This is a genomic window from Gordonia insulae (genome assembly GCF_003855095.1).
GTDB lineage: Bacteria > Actinomycetota > Actinomycetes > Mycobacteriales > Mycobacteriaceae > Gordonia > Gordonia insulae.
Map to the genome: position 1 here is coordinate 1,274,485 of NZ_CP033972.1, position 17,117 is coordinate 1,291,601.

16 protein-coding genes are annotated in these 17,117 nt (G+C 66.9%); 7 read left to right on the top strand and 9 right to left on the bottom strand.

The window, feature by feature from the left end:
* Window positions 1-3: 3 nt before the first annotated feature.
* The 6 genes from katG to D7316_RS05870 all read left to right on the top strand — a co-directional run bounded on the left by katG (window position 4) and on the right by D7316_RS05870 (window position 6,826).
* Complete coding sequence (gene katG, locus D7316_RS05845) at window positions 4-2,232, top strand: catalase/peroxidase HPI (protein ID WP_124707441.1); 2,229 nt, start codon at window positions 4-6, stop codon at window positions 2,230-2,232.
* 94 nt (window positions 2,233-2,326) lie between these two features.
* Window positions 2,327-2,926 (top strand): class I SAM-dependent methyltransferase, encoded by a 600-nt coding sequence (locus D7316_RS05850; RefSeq protein WP_232016791.1) that lies wholly within the window; start codon window positions 2,327-2,329, stop codon window positions 2,924-2,926.
* Window positions 2,927-3,044: 118 nt separating this feature from the next.
* On the top strand, window positions 3,045-4,328 hold the full coding sequence (locus D7316_RS05855) for a GTP cyclohydrolase II (protein ID WP_124707442.1): 1,284 nt from the start codon (window positions 3,045-3,047) through the stop codon (window positions 4,326-4,328).
* Window positions 4,325-5,578 carry a URC4/urg3 family protein gene (locus D7316_RS05860; protein ID WP_124707443.1) on the top strand — a complete coding sequence of 418 codons (1,254 nt, stop codon included), beginning with the start codon at window positions 4,325-4,327 and terminating at the stop codon, window positions 5,576-5,578. Before D7316_RS05855 ends, D7316_RS05860 begins: the two co-directional genes overlap by 4 nt.
* A gap of 28 nt (window positions 5,579-5,606) precedes the next feature.
* Window positions 5,607-6,236 (top strand): uracil phosphoribosyltransferase, encoded by a 630-nt coding sequence (gene upp, locus D7316_RS05865; RefSeq protein ID WP_124707444.1) that lies wholly within the window; start codon window positions 5,607-5,609, stop codon window positions 6,234-6,236.
* A gap of 44 nt (window positions 6,237-6,280) precedes the next feature.
* Window positions 6,281-6,826: an ATP-binding protein gene (locus D7316_RS05870; protein WP_124707445.1), complete on the top strand. Its 546-nt coding sequence runs from the start codon at window positions 6,281-6,283 to the stop codon at window positions 6,824-6,826.
* 10 nt (window positions 6,827-6,836) lie between these two features.
* Here D7316_RS05870 and D7316_RS05875 read toward each other — a convergent pair whose 3' ends face one another.
* From D7316_RS05875 to D7316_RS05900, 6 genes are all read right to left on the bottom strand, one after another.
* Window positions 6,837-7,571, bottom strand: coding sequence for a CPBP family intramembrane glutamic endopeptidase (locus D7316_RS05875; protein WP_124707446.1), 735 nt, complete (start codon window positions 7,569-7,571; stop codon window positions 6,837-6,839).
* Window positions 7,572-7,644: 73 nt separating this feature from the next.
* On the bottom strand, window positions 7,645-8,259 hold the full coding sequence (locus D7316_RS05880; protein ID WP_164473737.1) for a TetR/AcrR family transcriptional regulator: 615 nt from the start codon (window positions 8,257-8,259) through the stop codon (window positions 7,645-7,647).
* On the bottom strand, window positions 8,256-9,122 hold the full coding sequence (locus D7316_RS05885; RefSeq protein WP_124707447.1) for an ABC transporter ATP-binding protein: 867 nt from the start codon (window positions 9,120-9,122) through the stop codon (window positions 8,256-8,258). Before D7316_RS05885 ends, D7316_RS05880 begins: the two co-directional genes overlap by 4 nt.
* Window positions 9,119-9,937, bottom strand: coding sequence for an ABC transporter ATP-binding protein (locus D7316_RS05890; RefSeq protein ID WP_124707448.1), 819 nt, complete (start codon window positions 9,935-9,937; stop codon window positions 9,119-9,121). The genes D7316_RS05885 and D7316_RS05890 overlap by 4 nt, the downstream gene beginning before the upstream one ends.
* Window positions 9,934-11,013, bottom strand: coding sequence for an ABC transporter permease (locus D7316_RS05895; RefSeq protein WP_124707449.1), 1,080 nt, complete (start codon window positions 11,011-11,013; stop codon window positions 9,934-9,936). Before D7316_RS05895 ends, D7316_RS05890 begins: the two co-directional genes overlap by 4 nt.
* A gap of 76 nt (window positions 11,014-11,089) precedes the next feature.
* Complete coding sequence (locus D7316_RS05900; protein ID WP_124707450.1) at window positions 11,090-11,824, bottom strand: glucose 1-dehydrogenase; 735 nt, start codon at window positions 11,822-11,824, stop codon at window positions 11,090-11,092.
* Between the two features lie 127 nt (window positions 11,825-11,951).
* On the opposite strand from D7316_RS05900, the gene D7316_RS05905 reads away from it, so the two are divergent.
* Window positions 11,952-13,034 (top strand): NAD(P)H-dependent amine dehydrogenase family protein, encoded by a 1,083-nt coding sequence (locus D7316_RS05905; protein ID WP_124707451.1) that lies wholly within the window; start codon window positions 11,952-11,954, stop codon window positions 13,032-13,034.
* Window positions 13,035-13,095: 61 nt separating this feature from the next.
* Here the strand turns inward: D7316_RS05905 and xylB are convergent, their stop codons facing one another.
* From xylB to D7316_RS05920, 3 genes are read right to left on the bottom strand one after another with little or no spacing between them, the layout of a single operon-like run.
* Window positions 13,096-14,502: a xylulokinase gene (gene xylB, locus D7316_RS05910; RefSeq protein WP_124707452.1), complete on the bottom strand. Its 1,407-nt coding sequence runs from the start codon at window positions 14,500-14,502 to the stop codon at window positions 13,096-13,098.
* Entirely contained in the window at window positions 14,499-15,983 is a 1,485-nt protein-coding gene (locus D7316_RS05915) for a mannitol dehydrogenase family protein (protein ID WP_124707453.1), read from the bottom strand. Before D7316_RS05915 ends, xylB begins: the two co-directional genes overlap by 4 nt.
* 10 nt (window positions 15,984-15,993) lie before the next feature.
* The gene (locus D7316_RS05920; protein WP_232017136.1) at window positions 15,994-17,088 is read right to left on the bottom strand and encodes an NAD(P)-dependent alcohol dehydrogenase; all 1,095 of its coding nucleotides are present in this window, start codon (window positions 17,086-17,088) and stop codon (window positions 15,994-15,996) included.
* Between the last annotated feature and the right edge of the window lie 29 nt (window positions 17,089-17,117).

Below are 17,117 nucleotides of genomic sequence, written 5' to 3' on the forward strand. Positions count from 1 at the left end.
GTCGTGACTGAGGAAAATCCCGCAGCCGCTTCAGAGCACCCGCCGATCGCCGAGGCGCAGACGGACGCGGCGGACAAAGGGTGCCCGGTCCGGATCAAGCCGCCCGTCGAGGGCGGCGGCAACCGTGACTGGTGGCCCAACCAGCTCAATCTCAAACTGCTGGCACACAATCCGGCGGTCGGCAATCCCCTCGACGCGGACTTCGACTACGACGCCGCGCTCGGTGGGCTCGACGTCGACGCCCTGAAGGCCGACCTCACCGAGGTCATGACGACCTCGCAGGCATGGTGGCCGGCCGACTTCGGTCACTACGGCCCGTTGTTCATCCGGATGTCCTGGCACGCCGCCGGCACCTACCGGGTGGAGGACGGCCGAGGTGGTGCGGGATCCGGTATGCAGCGTTTCGCGCCGCTGAACAGCTGGCCCGACAATGCCAGCCTGGACAAGGCCCGCCGCCTGCTGTGGCCGGTGAAGAAGAAGTACGGCAAGGCACTGTCGTGGGCCGATCTCCTGGTCCTCGCCGGCAACGTCGCGCTCGAGTCGATGGGCTTCAAGACCGCCGGGTTCGCATTCGGCCGCCAGGACGAGTGGGAGCCCGAAGAGGTCTACTGGGGCCCCGAGGCCGAGTGGCTGGGCGACGAGCGCTACAGCGGAACCCGTGATCTGACCAATCCGCTCGCGGCGGTTCAGATGGGCTTGATCTACGTCAATCCCGAAGGCCCCAACGGCAACCCGGATCCGCAGGCATCGGCGATCGACATCCGCGAGACGTTCGGCCGCATGGCGATGAACGACGTCGAGACGGCCGCGCTCATCGTCGGTGGACACACCTTCGGCAAGACGCACGGAAACGGCGACGCCGAACTGGTCGGTCCCGAACCCGAGGCCGCCCCGATCGAGCAGCAGGGACTGGGCTGGGTCAACCCGCAGGGCACCGGTGTCGGCGCCGACGCGATCACCAGCGGCCTCGAGGTCATCTGGACCCACACACCGATCAAGTGGGACAACAGCTTCCTGGAGATCCTGTACGGCAACGAGTGGGAGCTGACCAAGAGCCCCGCCGGCGCCAACCAGTGGCAGCCCAAGGACGGCGGCTGGGCCAACTCCGTGCCCGAGGCGTTCGGGACGGGCAAGACCCATCCGTCGATGCTCACCTCGGACCTCGCCCTTCGGGTCGACCCGGTGTACGGCGCGATCACGCGTCGTTGGCTCGATCATCCCGAGGAACTCGCCGAGGAGTTCGCGAAGGCGTGGTTCAAGCTGCTGCACCGCGACATGGGTCCGGCGGTCCGCTATCGCGGTCCGCTGGTGCCGACCGAGACCTACCTCTGGCAGGACAACGTGCCCGCCCAGGAAGGCGCGGTCATCTCCGACGCGGACGCCGATTCGCTCAAGGCGCAGATCCTCTCGTCGGGACTGACGGTCGCGCAGCTCGTCTCCACGGCGTGGGCGGCGGCGTCGTCCTTCCGTGGCAGCGACAAGCGCGGCGGCGCCAACGGCGGACGGATTCGCCTCCAGCCGCAGGCCGGATGGGAGGCGAACGAGCCCGACGAACTCGCCCAGGTGACCGGCAAGCTGGAGGAGATCCAGGCGGCGTTCAACGCTGAGTCGGGTGCCAAGGTGTCCTTCGCCGACCTCGTCGTGCTCGGTGGTGTCGCGGCCGTCGAGAAGGCGGCCAAGGATGCCGGCCTCGACGTCTCTGTGCCGTTCACCCCCGGCCGCACGGATGCCACCCAGGAGCAGACCGACGTCGAGTCGTTCGCCTACCTGGAGCCGAAGGCCGACGGCTTCCGCAACTACGAGGGCAAGGCGAGCGACCTGCCGGCGGAGTACCGACTGCTCGACAAGGCCAATCTGCTGACGCTGTCGGCGCCGGAGATGACGGTCCTGGTCGGCGGTCTGCGGGTATTGGGTGCGAACTACCAGGATTCGGCGCTCGGTGTGCTCACCGACAAGGCCGGGCAGTTGACGAACGACTTCTTCGTCAACCTCCTGGACATGAGCACCCAGTGGGGTCCGTCGTCCGACGACGACGGCACCTACGTCGGCAAGGATCGCGCGAGCGGTGCCCAGAAGTGGACGGCGAGCCGCGCCGATCTGGTGTTCGGTTCCAACTCGCAGCTCCGCGCGCTGGCCGAGGTCTACGCCGAGGACGACGCCAAGGAGAAGTTCGTCGCGGACTTCGTGTCCGCATGGGACAAGGTGATGAACCTGGACCGGTTCGACATCTGATCCGTCCCTGACCAGTTGTCCTGACCGGTGACGCCGGGTCGTGCCTCAGTGGCCGGCCCGGCGTCGCTGTTTCCGGCCTGTGCCACCATGAATCGTGGCCACCCGATGGGATGAGACAGGCGCGCCGCGAGGTGACGCGTACGACGAGCGGTGGACGGCGATGGCCGCGGCCGGCCAGAACGTGCACGGTGAGGCCGACCTCGTGGAGACGTTGCTGGCCGGGCTCGACGGCGACTCGGTCCTCGACGCCGGCTGCGGTACGGGGCGCGTCGCCATCGAACTCGACCGCCGCGGCCACCGTGTCGTCGGCGTGGACGCCGACCCCGCCATGCTCGCCGCCGCACGGCGCAACGCTCCACATCTGAGCTGGGTCCGGGCCGATCTCGCCGATCTCGCCGACCTCGCGCCCCACCTCTCCGAGGTGTTCGACCTCGCGGTGTTGGCGGGGAACGTGATGATCTTCGTCCATCCGGGCACCGAGCTCGCGGTTCTCGCGCAGGTCACCCGCCGGGTGCGACCGAATGGTCTGGTGGTGGCCGGTTTTCAGCTCACCACCGACCGGATCTCGCTCGACGACTACGACGCACATGCCGTTCACCTCGGGCTCGAGCCGGTCGCTCGCTGGTCCACCTGGGACGGCCGGCCCTACGAGGGCGGCACGTATGCGGTGTCGGTGCATCGACGGGTGCGGTGAGGTCGGACTTCTGCGCCCGATCCGGTCACCCGGCATACGCTGGAGGTAGTCGTTATGCTGGCGCTTTCCACCGGAGGTCGCGGCAGACGCCGAGTCACCCAGGATGACAGGAGCGACGATGACCGCAGATCTGGGCGCGAACTCGCTGACGCCGGCCACACCCGCCGGCGGCGGCCACATCCGTCTGACGTCGCACAGCGGCGGGCTCGACGCCCTGCCGATCCGATGGGGTGCCCCCACTGCCGCCGAACGCGGACCCGTGGTCGGCACGACGTCGCGGCGAGCGCACCGAAACGTCATCGGCACCCACAGCGGCTCCTACAGCGTGTACCGCGCGCTGGCCGTCGCCGCCGGCGCCCTCTCCCGTGAGCACCGCGCAGATCTCACCAACACCACACCCACCGATGTCGTGGGCCCCTACCCCCAGTGGTCGCAGCCCGGCGCGATCGTCAGTCTCGATCCGTGGGGTGCGATGACGGCAGAGGCGTTCGCCACCGAACTCGCAGCGGGTCACGACATCCGTCCCACGATCGCGATCACCAAGGCGCACGTGGTCCTACCGGAGATCGCCGACGCGATCGCCAAGGGGCGATTGACCCCCGATGGCACACATCTGCTGGCATCCGGCGCGGCGCTGGTGACAAAGGCCGCGATCGAACCGGTGTGGCATCTGCCGAGTGTTGCCGCACGATTCGGGTGCACCGAGGCGGAGCTACGGCGGGTCCTGTTCGAGGAGACCGGCGGCATGTATCCGGAACTGGTGACGCGCTCCGATCTCGAGGTGTTCCTGCCGCCCATCGGCGGTCAGACCGTCTACATCTTCGGTGATCCGGCTGATCTCGCGGACCCCACTGTCGAACTGACCGCCCGCGTGCACGACGAGTGCAACGGTTCCGATGTGTTCGGGTCCGACATCTGCACGTGCCGGCCATATCTCACACACGCGATCGAGGAATGCATCCTCGGTGCCCAGCGCGACGGCGTCGGACTGGTCTCCTATTCACGCAAGGAAGGTCGTGCACTGGGTGAGGTGACCAAGTTCCTGGTGTACAACGCGCGGAAGCGTCAGGTCGGTGGCGATACCGCCGATCAGTACTTCGCTCGGACCGAATGTGTTGCGGGCGTGCAGGATATGCGCTTCCAGGAGCTGATGCCCGATGTCCTGCACTGGCTCGGAGTGCGCAAGATCCATCGACTGGTGTCGATGAGCAACATGAAGTACGACGCGATCACCGGGTCCGGTATCGAGGTGGGTGAACGCGTCAACATCCCCGATTATCTGATCCCCGAGGATGCCCAGGTCGAGATCGACGCCAAGATGGCCGCCGGATACTTCACACCGGGCCCGGTGCCCGACGCCGTCGAGCTCGGCAAGGTCAAGGGTCGAGGACTCGACGGATGACCGTCCACCTCGACCCTTCGGTCGGTGACACCTCCACCGACACCCCCGTCGGAGCAGCCGCGGAGTTACGCACGACCGACGCGATCCGCAGCCGTGCGCACGGTCTGCTGGACCGTGCGCGTGCCGGGGATTCCGCATGGTTCTCCATCGACGACGATGCCCTGCTCCTCGCGGCGGACGACGTGGTCGCCGTGACGCGGCGACGCTACCCGGATCTGGACATCCCTTTCCACAGCAGGTGGCGACACTTCGAGGCCGGTGGTCTCGATCGTATCTCCGGCGCGGCCGACCAATTGCCCACCGAGGTCGACGAGCGGGCGCGCGCACTGATCGATCTCGCGGTGGTCAGTGTGCTGCTCGACGCGGGCGCCGGACCCGACTGGGCCTTCCGGGAACCCGGCACCGAACTCTCGTTGGCACGGTCGGAAGGACTCGGTGTCGCAAGCTGGCACGCCTTCCTCGACGGTCGGTTCTCCGCCGGCCGAACGCCGATGGTGGATGCCACCGGGCTTCGTGATCTCACGGTCGAGTCGTTGGCCACCGCCTTCCAGGTCACCGGCAGCAACCCGCTGGTGGGGTTGTCCGGTCGCGTCGAACTGTTGCACCGGCTCGCCGACGCGCTCATCGCACGACCCGACGTCTTCGGCCCGGACGGGCGACCAGGCCGTCTCTACGACGCGCTCGTCGACGACGGCGATCGGAGCATCCCGGCAACCGACATCCTGTCCGCACTGCTGACCACACTGTCGCGGATCTGGCTGTCCGACAACAGCATCGGCGACCAACCTGTCGGCGACTGCTGGCGACACCAGGCCGTGCACGGCGCGGGCCGGACCGAGGGCTGGATGCCGTTTCACAAATTGTCCCAGTGGCTGACCTACTCCCTGCTGGAACCGTTCGCCTGGGCTGGTGTCGAGGTGAGCGGACTCGACGATCTCACCGCACTGCCCGAATACCGCAACGGTGGCCTGCTCATCGACACGGGCGCGATTCGGCTGCATGACCCGGCCCTGGTCGAGCGCACCTGGTCGGTCGGAGACGAGCTGATCGTGGAATGGCGCGCTCTGACAATCGCACTGATCGACGAACTCGCCCCGCTGGTCCGGGAGCGACTCGATGTCGAACAGTCGGCCCTGCCCCTCGCCTGCGTGCTCGAGGGTGGCACCTGGTCGGCAGGACGTGCGCTGGCACAACGGCTTCGGGGTGGGCTTCCACCGCTGGCGATCGCCAGCGACGGCACGGTGTTCTGACCGGCCGACAACACGAGACGGAGACAAGATGGACGACGTTGTTCTCATCGACCACCCGCTGGTGCAGCACAAACTGACCCTGTTGCGCCGCAAGGACACCTCCACCAACGACTTCCGGCGTCTGCTCAACGAGATCTCCACGTTGATGGCCTACGAGGTGCTGCATGACATACCCATGCACCCGATCACCATCGAGACGCCGCTGGAGACCATGACGGCGAACGTGATCGACGGAAAGAAGGTGGTGTTCGCGTCGATCCTGCGCGCGGGCACCGGGATCGTCGACGGCATGCTGACCGTGGTTCCCGGGGCCCGTGTGGGTCATATCGGCCTCTACCGGGACCCCAAGACCCTGATCGCAGTCGAGTACTACTTCAAGATGCCCGGTGATCTCGCGGAGCGGGATGTGGTGGTCGTCGATCCGATGCTCGCCACCGGTCATTCCGCGGTCGCCGCGGTGGAGCGGATCAAGGAGTACTCGCCACGGTCGATCAAGTTCGTGTGCCTGCTGACCTGCCCGCAGGGCATCGAGGCCTTGCATTCCGCACATCCCGACGTGCCGATCTTCACGGCCGCGGTCGACCGGGAGCTCGACGAGAACGGCTATATCGTGCCGGGTATCGGCGATGCGGGAGACAGGATCTTCGGAACCACCTGACGCCTCGTACACGGGGACGCCGTCCGGCTTGCGATACTACGGACATGAGGGCCATCGTGGTGACCGGGCCGCCCGGGTCCGGCAAGAGCTCGGTCACAACTGCGCTCCACGACCGCCTCGGGTCGGCCGGAGTTCCCAACGCGATGATCGAGGTCGACGAACTCGAACGCAGTTACCCGCCGCTACCGCCTCCGGTCGTCTTCGACAATCTGCGCGTGGTCGCCGCCGCATACCGCGACGCCGGATACCCGTTGGTGTTCATCACCGCCACCGTGGACGGCGAGAGCTACCTGCGGCGGCTCCGGTCAGCGCTCCCCGGTGTCGATCTGTTCGTCGTCCGACTCGACGCCGAGGTGGACACCCTGCGCCTACGGATCACCGAACGCGAACCGGCCTCCTGGCATGGCTTGGTCGAGTTGCTCGATTCCGCATCGACTCTCGCAGCGACCATGCGGGAGCTCGACGGCGTGGATCTGACGTTGCTGACCCAGAGTCGAGATCCTGCCTCGGTCGCCGACGAACTGCTCCGGCACCTCGGCCTTGACGGACTGCCCGCTCCGGGGCCGGCACCCGATGCCCCTACGGGGTGAGCGGGGCGGTTCATGACGGCAGGTGCCACGCCACCGCCGCACCGATCGCCCCGATTGCATTCAGCGACCAGTGCAGAGCGACCGGGGCGAGCAGGCTGGTGGTGCGATACCGCAGCCAGCCGAGAATCAGCCCGGCAAATGAAGTGGCCACGACGGCCCCCAGGATTCCGGCGATCTGCGCCAGTGTGCCGGAGCCGAGGATTCCGCTGAGCCCTTCGTTCCCCGAGGTCAGTCCCAGCGAGGAGCTGACATGCCATAGCCCGAAGGCCAGCGCACCCAGTCCCAATGTCGCCCGCACACCGAACAGCCGGCCCAGTGCCCCTTGCAGGACACCGCGGAAGAGCAGTTCCTCGGGCAACACCGTCTGTAGCGGAATCACGACGAGTGCCGCGAGCGTGGCCTCGGCTGCGCTGTCGTAGCGATCGGAGAGAAAGAACTGCCGCGTGGCCGGGATCGCCACGGCCACCGAGACAACCGCGAACACGATCACCACCGCGGCAACGGCATACCGGACTCCGGCCCGCAATTCGGCGCGGCTCAGGCCCATCTCGCGCCACTGCAGCCCCATCACGCGTGTCGCGGCCACCAGGGCCACGGCCGCCACCGGGACGGCGAGCATCCCGGTCCACCGTCCGGTGAAATGTGCCACGAGGTTCGTTAGCACCAGGACGATTATGATCCCGAGCAGCATGCCCACGGATCTGGCGCGCGGCACCGTCACGTCCGAGCTGGTCGTGCCGGCCATCGCGCATCCTCCGTCGGGTTCGCTCTTCTGCCTGAAGGTACCCGGTCCGGAACGGCGCGGACGCGATCTGACCTCAGTCCCCGATGTCGAAGTCCCCGAAGAGGTAATGCGACATCGACGGACCGACCTGGCGCGCCAGCTCCGCCGGGGATGCCGACACGATCTCCGGGACGCCCATCACGTACCTTGCCATGACGAGTCCCATCATTTGCGTCACGACGAGCGAGATGCGCCGCTCACGGTGGTCTGCTCGGGCTATCTCCCCCAAGGTCCCGCGTGCCATACCCAGGAAGAAGGCACGGACTCCCGCGGCGACCTCGTCGTGCGTCACGGCGACCCGAAGCATGGCGACGGCTCGTGCCCGCTGTTCGGGATGGTCCTCCCAGAACACGATCACCCGTCGGACGAGTTCGGCGGCAGGATCCGCCGTCGCTGCCGCATCGAAGCCGTCGAACACCCCTGCGGCAACGGGATCCGGCCTCAGCGCCGCGACCAGCAGGGCCTCCTTGTTTCCGAAGTAGTGATGGATCAATGCGGGATCGACCCCGGCCCGACGGCCGATGGCCCGCATGGTGGTTCGATCGAAACCGTTGTCGGAAAACAATTCTCGTGCAGCAGCAAGGATGGCGTCGCGATTCCCGCCACCATCGTCGGACAGTCTCGGACGACCTCTGCCCCGCCCGGTCACGGTTTCGGGCTGCGAGCGAGCACCAACATCCGTTCCTCGATGGTGGCGCGGACGGGACTGATCTCTGCCGTGATCCCCGCAGCGTCGAGGACCGACACGATCGCGTTCGGGTCGGTATCGGGTACCCGAATCGAGCGGCCCGCCAGGATCACCGGGATCTCCGCTCTGTTCAGAACGTCGAAAGCGGCCGCCCAGTCAGCGGTGTGGACGGCAACAGCCCGCGTGTCACCGATGATGTCGTCCTCGCTACCGGAACCCACCAATTTCCCACTTGCCATGAGCAACAAGCGATCACATTGTTGGGCCTCTTCCATGTAGTGCGTCGTCACCAGGACACCGACATTGTTGTCGGCCTGCCGCCGTATCGTGTCCCAGAGTTCAGCCCTGGACAGTGCGTCGACGCCCGACGTCGGCTCGTCCAGGACGAGCACGCTGGGCTGGTGCGCCAACGCCACAAAGAACGCGGCCTGCCGCTGAGCGCCCAGTGCCAGATCCCCGACCAGCGTGTCGCGTACGTCGCGCAGGTCTGCGGGCACGTCGGGCACGCCCACCTGGTAGGCGCCCGCACTGAACGACAGGTTCTCCTCGACCGTGAGATCGCGGTACAGGCCGAGATTCTGCGGGACGTACCCCAGGCGCGCCCTGCGCGTTCGATCCGGCGGTCCCCCCAACAACTCGACCGCCCCCTCGGTTGCCGGGAGGAGGCCCAGCAAGATGCGAATCAGCGTGGTCTTCCCCGCCCCGTTCGCGCCGAGAAGTCCCACCACCTCTCCGGGCGCAACAGTCATGGACACCGAATCGACCGCGGTGAAATCACCGAACCTACGGGTGACCGACTGTGCCCTGATGACCTCGCCGGTCATGATGCCCGCACCTCGTTCCGGCGGATGAGCGACAGTGAGATGACGATGTCCTCCAGGTCCGGCTCCACCGGGGTGCCGCCTTCTGGCAGCCCGGGCCAGTACTCGTGTCGCTCTCGCCCACGTCGCCACGACCAGTCTGGTCGAACCGGTACCTCGGATCGGGTGATGGCACCGGTGAATTCGGCGCGTACATCGTCGTATGAACCCTGCGTGAGGATTCGACCGGCATCGAGAACCACGAGTTCGCCTGCGCGTTCGGCCTCATCGAGATAGGTCGTCGACATGAGAACGGCCGCGCCCTCGGCAGCGGACTCGGAGATCATCCGCCACAGATCGATGCGGCTGACCGGATCGACACCGGTACTCGGTTCATCCAGGATCAACAGCTGTGGGTGGTGCAGCATCGCCATCGCTGCGCCCAGCTTGCGTCGCATACCTCCGGAGAGGGCCGAGGCCACTCGGTCGGCGGCTATGCGTAACCCGGCCCGGTCGATGAGTTCTTCTCGTCTCCGCGTGAGTTCGCCACCGCCGAGTCCGTAGATGCCTCCGACGAAGTCGAGGTTCTGTCGGACGGTCAGTGCCGCCCAGCTACCCGGCCCGGCCGAGAGGAATCCGACCTCATCCTTGACCGGCGCATGCACTACCCCGGAATCCGGTGTCACGGCGCCGACGAAGGTTCTCAGCAGTGTGGACTTGCCTGCTCCGTCACCACCGACCAATGCCACCACGCGACCCGCCGGAACATGCACACTGACATCGTCGAGCGCCGTTCGGTTTCCGAAGCGGACACTGACGCCGTCCGCGCCGGCGATCATGCCGCGCCCGCGTCGGCGGGGTCAACGGACGTCGAGCCGGACGCCGTCTTCACCTTCGACACGTCGGGCGCCAGGTCGCGGCGGAACCGCAGGGTTGCCCCGGTGAAGACCACAACCGCCATGGCGGTCAGCACCACGAGTGGGATCCACAACGACTCGATGGGCGCATCGCGGAGCATGACTCCCTGCGAGATCATCGTGAAGTAGGTCAGCGGCAGCAGATAACCTATCCACCGTACGCCCGCCGCCATCGCGTCGAGCGGGAATATCATGCCGGACAACAGGATCTGCGGCATCAGGAGCAGGAATGCAGTCTGGATCGCCTGTCCCGTCGTCTGCGAGATCGTCGATATCAGCACTCCCAGCCCGAGGACGACGAACAGGAAGATCGCCGCGCCGAGCGCGAAGACGAGAACACTGCCGTTGAATGGGACGTCGAAGAGAACCATGCCCAAGACGGTCACGACGATCATGTCCACCGCGGCCAGCAGGAAATACGGCACGATCTTGCCCAGGATCACCTGGCTCGGCGCGATCGGCATCACCGCGAGTTGCTCGAGCGTGCCGGCCTCCCGCTCCCGAACCAGCCCGATACTGGTGACGATCGTGCCGATGAAGGTCAGGATCAACCCGATGATCGCCGGCACCATGACCCACGACGTCTTGAGGTCGGGGTTGAACAGCACATCGACCTTGATCTGATCGCCCAGCTTGTTCAGGATGCCCACCGTCGACTGAGCGGCGAACAGGTTCGATCCGTCGACCAACGCGGTGGCCGGTTGCCGCGGGTCGGACGCCGACACGATGGCAACGTCGACCTTGTTCTCTCGCAACAGTTCCTCTGCCTGCGAAGTCGAAGCGTCGACGTTTGTCTCGGTGACCTCGAAATACGACGGCAGCGATCTGGAGACCTGTTCCGCGGACGGGCCGACGACAGCGGTCTGGACGGACGACACATAGAAGTTGGCCGCATAGCCGAAGATCACCAGCAAGAGGAGTGGCAGGACTATCAACATGGCCAGGGTGCGGGGGTCCCGCCGGAGTTCGCGAAATTCCTTGAGAATCATGGCGCGCATAGCCGATGCTAGGCACCACGCAGCCCGTTGGTCAACAGGCGATGAATTAAATGTCCGGGCGCCCTTCCCCGCCGTCTCAGTTGTGGGGCACGTCCGCGGTCAGTCCGCCGTCCATCACGAACTCGGTCCCCGTCGCGTAGGACGACTCGTCGCTGGCCAAGAAGACGATGAACGTGGAGACCTCACTGGATTCGGCGGGGCGGCCGAGTGGGGTCTTCACGATGTCCTCCGGCAAACCCTCGGTCATCGGAGTGCGGATCATGCCCGGATGGATGGAGTTGACCCGGATGTTGTGCGGCGCCAGTTCCAGCGCAGCGGATTTCGCGAGACCGCGGACACCCCACTTCGACGCGACATAGCCGTGCGCCCACGGGCTTCCACGCAGGCCCTCGACCGACGACACGTTGATCATCGAGCCGCCACCTGCGGCGATCATCGGATCCACGGCAGCCTGCATCCCGAGAAAGGTGCCGGTCAAGTTCACATCGATGATCTGCTTCCATTTGTCCAGGCGGAATTTCTGCAGCGTGCTGCCGTTGACGATGCCGGCGTTGTTCACCAGGACGTTGAGCTTGCCGAAATCGTCCACGGCCGTCGCCACGGCAGCCGCCCAGTCGTCGGGTGACGTCACGTCCAGGTGTACGTAGCGCGCGGCGTCGCCGAGTTCGTCCGCGAGCGCCTTGCCCTCGTCGTCGAGGATGTCGCCGAGGACCACCTTGGCGCCCTCCGCGACGAGCATGCGGGCGTGTGATGCGCCCATCCCCCGTGAACCACCGCTGATCAGTGCAACTTTGTCGTCTACGCGTCCCATGGCGAGCCAGGTTACCTGGTCAACGGGCAAATGAGAACAAGTTCTATCGACTTCGCCGCCGACGTGATCTACTGATATGGACAGTAGTCCGGACAATTGTTCACCTGACCAGGGCAAGGAGTGTTCGATGGCCATCCGTGTGGCTCACGTAGGGACCGGGAACGTCGGCCGGCTGGCCCTGCGGCAGCTGATCGACGACGCACGTTTCGAGCTGGTCGGGCTCTGCGTGTCGACCCCGGACAAGGTGGGCCGCGACGCGGCCGATCTGGCCGGGCTCGACCGCGGACCCACCGGCGTCGTCGCCACCGCCGATCTGGCCTCGATCATCGCAGCGGCACCGGACTGCGTGGTGTATTGCGCGATGGGTGACACCCGACCGGTCGAGGCACTCGACGACTGCATCCGGTTCCTGTCTGCCGGGATCGACGTCGTCGGGTCGGCACCGGTGTCGCTGCAGTATCCGTGGGGGGTGATGCCGCCGAAGGTGATCGCAAAGGTGGAAGCGGCGGCAGCCGAACACGAGGCGAGCATCTTCGTCACCGGTGTCGATCCCGGGTTCGCCAACGACCTCGTACCGCTGGTGTTCGCGGGTACCTGCCAGCGCGTGGAGCAGGTCCGGTGCATGGAGATCGCCGACTACGCGACCTACGACGGCGCGGCGGTGATGTTCGACGTGATGGGCTTCGGCAAGCCGATGGACGAGACCCCCATGCTCTTCCTGCCCGGCGTGCTCGGATTGGCGTGGGGCACCACGATTCGACAACTCGCGGCCGGCCTCGGGGTGACGGTCGACGAGATCGTCGAACGCTATGCGGAGGAGCCCGCGCCCGACTCCTTCGACATCGCGGCCGGACACATCGCCGCGGGAACGCGTGCAGCCGTGCGATTCGAGATCATCGGCATGGTCGCCGGCGCGCCCACGATCGTGATCGAGCACGTCACGCGTCTGCGCGACGATCTCGGCGCCGACTGGGCCACGCCGGCACAACCGGGCGGATGCTATCGCGTGGAGATCGTCGGCGAGCCGTCATATCGGGTCGACATCTGCCCCACCAGTGAGCACGGCGACCACAATCACGCCGCGATCGTGGCGGCCGCCGGCCGTATCGTCAATGCGATCCCCGTCGTGATCGACGGCCCGCCCGGCATTCGCACGGCACTCGATCTCCCGTTCGTGGTCGGTGCGGGAACGGGTTCCGGCGCACAGTGATCCGGCGACGGCGCCCGTTCCGTGACTCTCCCACGCTCGCGACTCTGGGCCGGGTCCGGCGTCAGCGCGAGAGAATCAACTCCGCAGCGGATCGGTAGCGCGCGTACACCTCCGGCCCGATCGCCGTCCCGGTGCGTTGCGCCGCAGGTACTTTCCATGCGGGTAGCTCACCGGTGAGGGCCCACGCCGCCTGGCGGGCCGCACCGAGCGCGACGTATTCGCCCGGCGCGGGCACCGTGACCGGGGAACCGAACAGTCCGGGGGCGATCGCGAGCACGGCCTCCGACCGGCTGCCACCACCGATCATCAGCACACGATCGATGGCGACACCCTGGTCCCGGATCAGCTCCATGCAATAGACGAGCGAGCACAGCAGCCCCTCGACGGCGGCCCGCGCCATGTTGGCCCGGGTGGCGTTGCCTCCGGTGATCCCGACGATGGATCCGGTGGCGTCCGGCAGATTCGGCGACCGCTCACCGGACAGGTATGGCACCATGACCAGCCCTGACGATCCCACATCGGCCGACAACGCGAGTCGCCCGAATTCGTCGAGATCCACGCCGAGCATGCCGGCCGCCGTCGCGAGCACCGGTGCGCCGTTGAGCGTGCACACCAACGGGAGCTGGCGGCCCGTGGCGTCCGCGAATCCGGCCACCAGTCCGGCGCCGTCGCGGGCCGGGGTCTCGGTGACCGCACTGATGACTCCCGAGGTACCCAAGGAGACCACACAGTCCCCCGCTCCGGCTGCGAGACCGAGTGCGGCAGCCGCATTGTCACCGGCGCCTACGCCCAGGACATGGCCGGTGCCGGTGCGGCCGGCCACTTCCGCGGGTTCCAACACCCGCGGGAGCAGTGGACGGCGGCCCCCGAAGGCCAACTGCAGCAGATCCTCTCGATAGGCGCCGTCGGCGGCCGAGAAGTATCCGGTGCCCGACGCGTCGCTACGGTCGGTGACCAAGGTGTCGAGGCCGTCGGCGCCACGGAGCCGCCAGGTCAACCAGTCGTGTGGCAGGCAGACGGCGGCGGTCGCGTCGGCGACATCCGATTCGTGATCGGCGACCCAGCGCAGTTTGGTCGCGGTGATGGAGGCCACCGGCACCACACCGACCTGCGACGCCCATTCCTGCGCGCCACCCAATTCGTCGACGAGAGCCGCGGCGCTCGGCGCCGAGCGGGTGTCGTTCCACAACAAGGCATCACGGATCACCGAGCCGTCGCCGTCCAGGCAGATCAGACCGTGCTGCTGTCCCGCCACCGACAGTGCGGCGACATCGTCGAGTCCGCCCGCCTCGCCGATCGCCCGGTTCAGCGCGTCCCACCACTGTTCCGGATCGATCTCGGTGCCCGCAGGATGCGGCGACGAGCCGGCGCGGACGACCCGCCCGGTGTCCGCGTCGCAGACGACGACCTTGCACGATTGCGTCGACGAGTCGACACCGGCGACGAGCGTTGCGCGCGTATCTGTCATCCGAGCAGCTCCTCGAGGGTCGCGCGGGCGCCGTCACGACGCAGCGACTCCAGCGCCGCCAGATACGGCTTGGTGAATCCGGCGTCCTCGGCGAGATCCCCGAACAGGGTGGTGTCGGAGACGAAGGCCAATGACTCGGCACGGGATTCGCGGGCCAGCGGGATCAGCCGATCCGCGAGCGGGTCGACGACGGAGATCTCGTCCCCGTCCTCGTCGACGCCCTCCGCGTAGCGTGTCCAGCTCGCCACCACTGCGGCCGCGAGGGTGACGTCACCTCCGTCGGTCAGACGCTCCCGAATGACCGGTACCAGCCATTTGGGGATGCGGTCCGACGAGTCCTGACAGAGGCGGGCGATCGTGTCGGCGATCGCGGGATTGGAGAACCGCTGGATCAACGTCTCGGTGTAGTCGTCGAGGTCGACTCCCCGGACCGGTCGCAGGGTCGGGCGTCCCTCGTCGTTCATGTAGCGGCGCAACAGTGTCGCGATGAGCGGGTCCGCGGTGGCGTCGTGGACATAGCGATATCCCATGAGGTACCCGAAGTAGCAGAGGGCCTGATGACTTGCGTTGAGCAGCCGCAGTTTCATCAACTCGTAGGGCGTGACGTCGTCGACGATCTGGACGCCGACGTCCTCCAGTCGAGGGCGGCCCATCGTGAAACGATCCTCGAGGACCCATTGGGTGAACGGCTCGGCGACCACCGGCCAGCGATCGTCGATCCCGGTTCGCGTCAGGACCTCCGCCCGCAGATCGGCCGGGGTCGCCGGAGTGATCCGGTCGACCATCGAGTTGGGGAACCGGGTGTGTTCGGCCATCCAGTCCGCCAGTTCGGGATCCTTGAGTCGCGCGAACGCGAGGAACGTCGATTCCGCCATCTCGCCGTTGCCCTGGATGTTGTCGCAGGACATCACGGTGAACGACGGGATACCGCGCGCCCGGCGCCGGCGGAGCGCCTCCACGACCAGACCGAACACGGTGACCGGCACCGCACCATCGGCGAGATCGGCAACGATCTGCGGATTCTCCGTATCGAACTCTCCGGTCGCCGGTGAGAAGTTGTAGCCACCCTCGGTCACCGTCAGCGAGACGATTCGGGTGTCCGGCGCGGCCAGTTTCTCGATCACGCGCTCGGGATCATCTGGCGCGAACAGGTAGTCGGTGATGGAACCGATCACTCCGGTCTCGACCCCTCCCTCGGGGTCCTTGAGGGTGAGCGTGAACAGGCCGTCCTGCGGGACCAGGGCGTCGCGCATGGCCGCATCGGGCGGTCGCACACCGACGCCGCAGATGCCCCACTCGAACGCGCCGTCGTCGCCGGTGGCGAGGAGCCGATCGAGATACATCGCCTGGTGCGCTCGATGGAATCCGCCGACACCGAAATGCACGATGCCGGTGACTATCCGGGTTCGGTCGTAGTCGGGCGTCGCGGCTCCGTCGATCTCCGGCAGCGTCGATTGCGTCAGTTCAACGGTCTCGGTCACGGGTCAGTCCTTACGTGTTGTCGGTTGTCGGTGTCGGACGGTCCGTGCCGGATGTCGGGTGGCGGGGCATGCCGGGGTAGACGACCGCCTTGATACTGCCCGGGATGCGGTCGGCGTCGAGGGCCGCCCGCGTGTCGTCGAGGCCGAAGCGGCCGGTCACCATCGAGTCGAGATCCACTCGACCGGAGGTGATCAGGGACAACGCGGTGGGCCAGGTGTTCGCGTACCGATACACCCCGGTGAGCACGATCTCACGATTCTGGATGAGCGACACCGGAAGTGCCATCGTGTCCGTGCCCATGCCGACCAGCACCGCTCGCCCCGCGGGACGGAGCGCAGACATAGCGCCGATCACCGCGGGTTCCACACCACTCGCGTCGATGAACGCACCGACCGGATCGACCGTGGCACCGGGCGAGACGACGTCGGTGGCACCGAACCTGCGCGCGACCTCGCGTCGATCGGGATCGGGTTCACTGACGACGATCGTGGTGGCTCCCGCGGCACGCGCAACCTGCGCACACATCAGCCCGATCGGCCCCGCGCCGGCGATGAGTACCGAATCACCCATGCCGACATCGGCTTTGCGGATGGCTGCGATCGCCACCGACAACGGTTCACAGAGTGCGGCCGCCTCGTCGCTCACCCGGTCCGGCACGGAGTGCGCGAATGCGGCGCCGATGGTCACGAACTCGCAGAGCGCGCCGTCGACCGGCGGCGTCGCGTAGAAGCGCATGTGCGGGCACAGGTTGTACAGTCCGCGCCGGGATTCGTCGCTGGCCGGATCCGGTGTCTGCGGCTCGATCGACACCCGCTCGCCGACGCGCGACCGCGAGACACCGCCGCCGACCGCGACGATCGTCCCGGAGGCCTCATGCCCGAGGACCAGGGGCGTCTCGACGACATGCGTACCGATCCGTCCGTGTCGCAGGTAATGGGTGTCCGACCCACAGACGCCGACCGCACTGACGCGGATGAGCACTTCGCCGGGCCCGGGTGTCGGCACCGGGCGATCCTCCACGGTCAGACCGCCGTCCGGGTGAAGGACACTCGACCGCATCGTGCGGATCGACAGGTCACTCTCGTCATCGATTGTTGCGTGCATCACATTCCTGATGTTAGCGTATTGAGCAT

Bases quoted from the DNA above. Each gene is read 5' to 3' on its own strand.
- D7316_RS05895 (WP_124707449.1), bottom strand. From the start codon at position 11,013: ATGCGCGCCATGATTCTCAAGGAATTTCGCGAACTCCGGCGGGACCCC.
- D7316_RS05885 (WP_124707447.1), bottom strand. From the start codon at position 9,122: ATGACCGGCGAGGTCATCAGGGCACAGTCGGTCACCCGTAGGTTCGGT.
- D7316_RS05890 (WP_124707448.1), bottom strand. From the start codon at position 9,937: ATGATCGCCGGCGCGGACGGCGTCAGTGTCCGCTTCGGAAACCGAACG.
- xylB (WP_124707452.1), bottom strand. From the start codon at position 14,502: ATGACAGATACGCGCGCAACGCTCGTCGCCGGTGTCGACTCGTCGACG.
- D7316_RS05900 (WP_124707450.1), bottom strand. From the start codon at position 11,824: ATGGGACGCGTAGACGACAAAGTTGCACTGATCAGCGGTGGTTCACGG.
- upp (WP_124707444.1), top strand. From the start codon at position 5,607: ATGGACGACGTTGTTCTCATCGACCACCCGCTGGTGCAGCACAAACTG.
- D7316_RS05870 (WP_124707445.1), top strand. From the start codon at position 6,281: ATGAGGGCCATCGTGGTGACCGGGCCGCCCGGGTCCGGCAAGAGCTCG.
- D7316_RS05860 (WP_124707443.1), top strand. From the start codon at position 4,325: ATGACCGTCCACCTCGACCCTTCGGTCGGTGACACCTCCACCGACACC.
- D7316_RS05875 (WP_124707446.1), bottom strand. From the start codon at position 7,571: ATGGCCGGCACGACCAGCTCGGACGTGACGGTGCCGCGCGCCAGATCC.
- D7316_RS05920 (WP_232017136.1), bottom strand. From the start codon at position 17,088: ATGCACGCAACAATCGATGACGAGAGTGACCTGTCGATCCGCACGATG.
- D7316_RS05905 (WP_124707451.1), top strand. From the start codon at position 11,952: ATGGCCATCCGTGTGGCTCACGTAGGGACCGGGAACGTCGGCCGGCTG.
- D7316_RS05855 (WP_124707442.1), top strand. From the start codon at position 3,045: ATGACCGCAGATCTGGGCGCGAACTCGCTGACGCCGGCCACACCCGCC.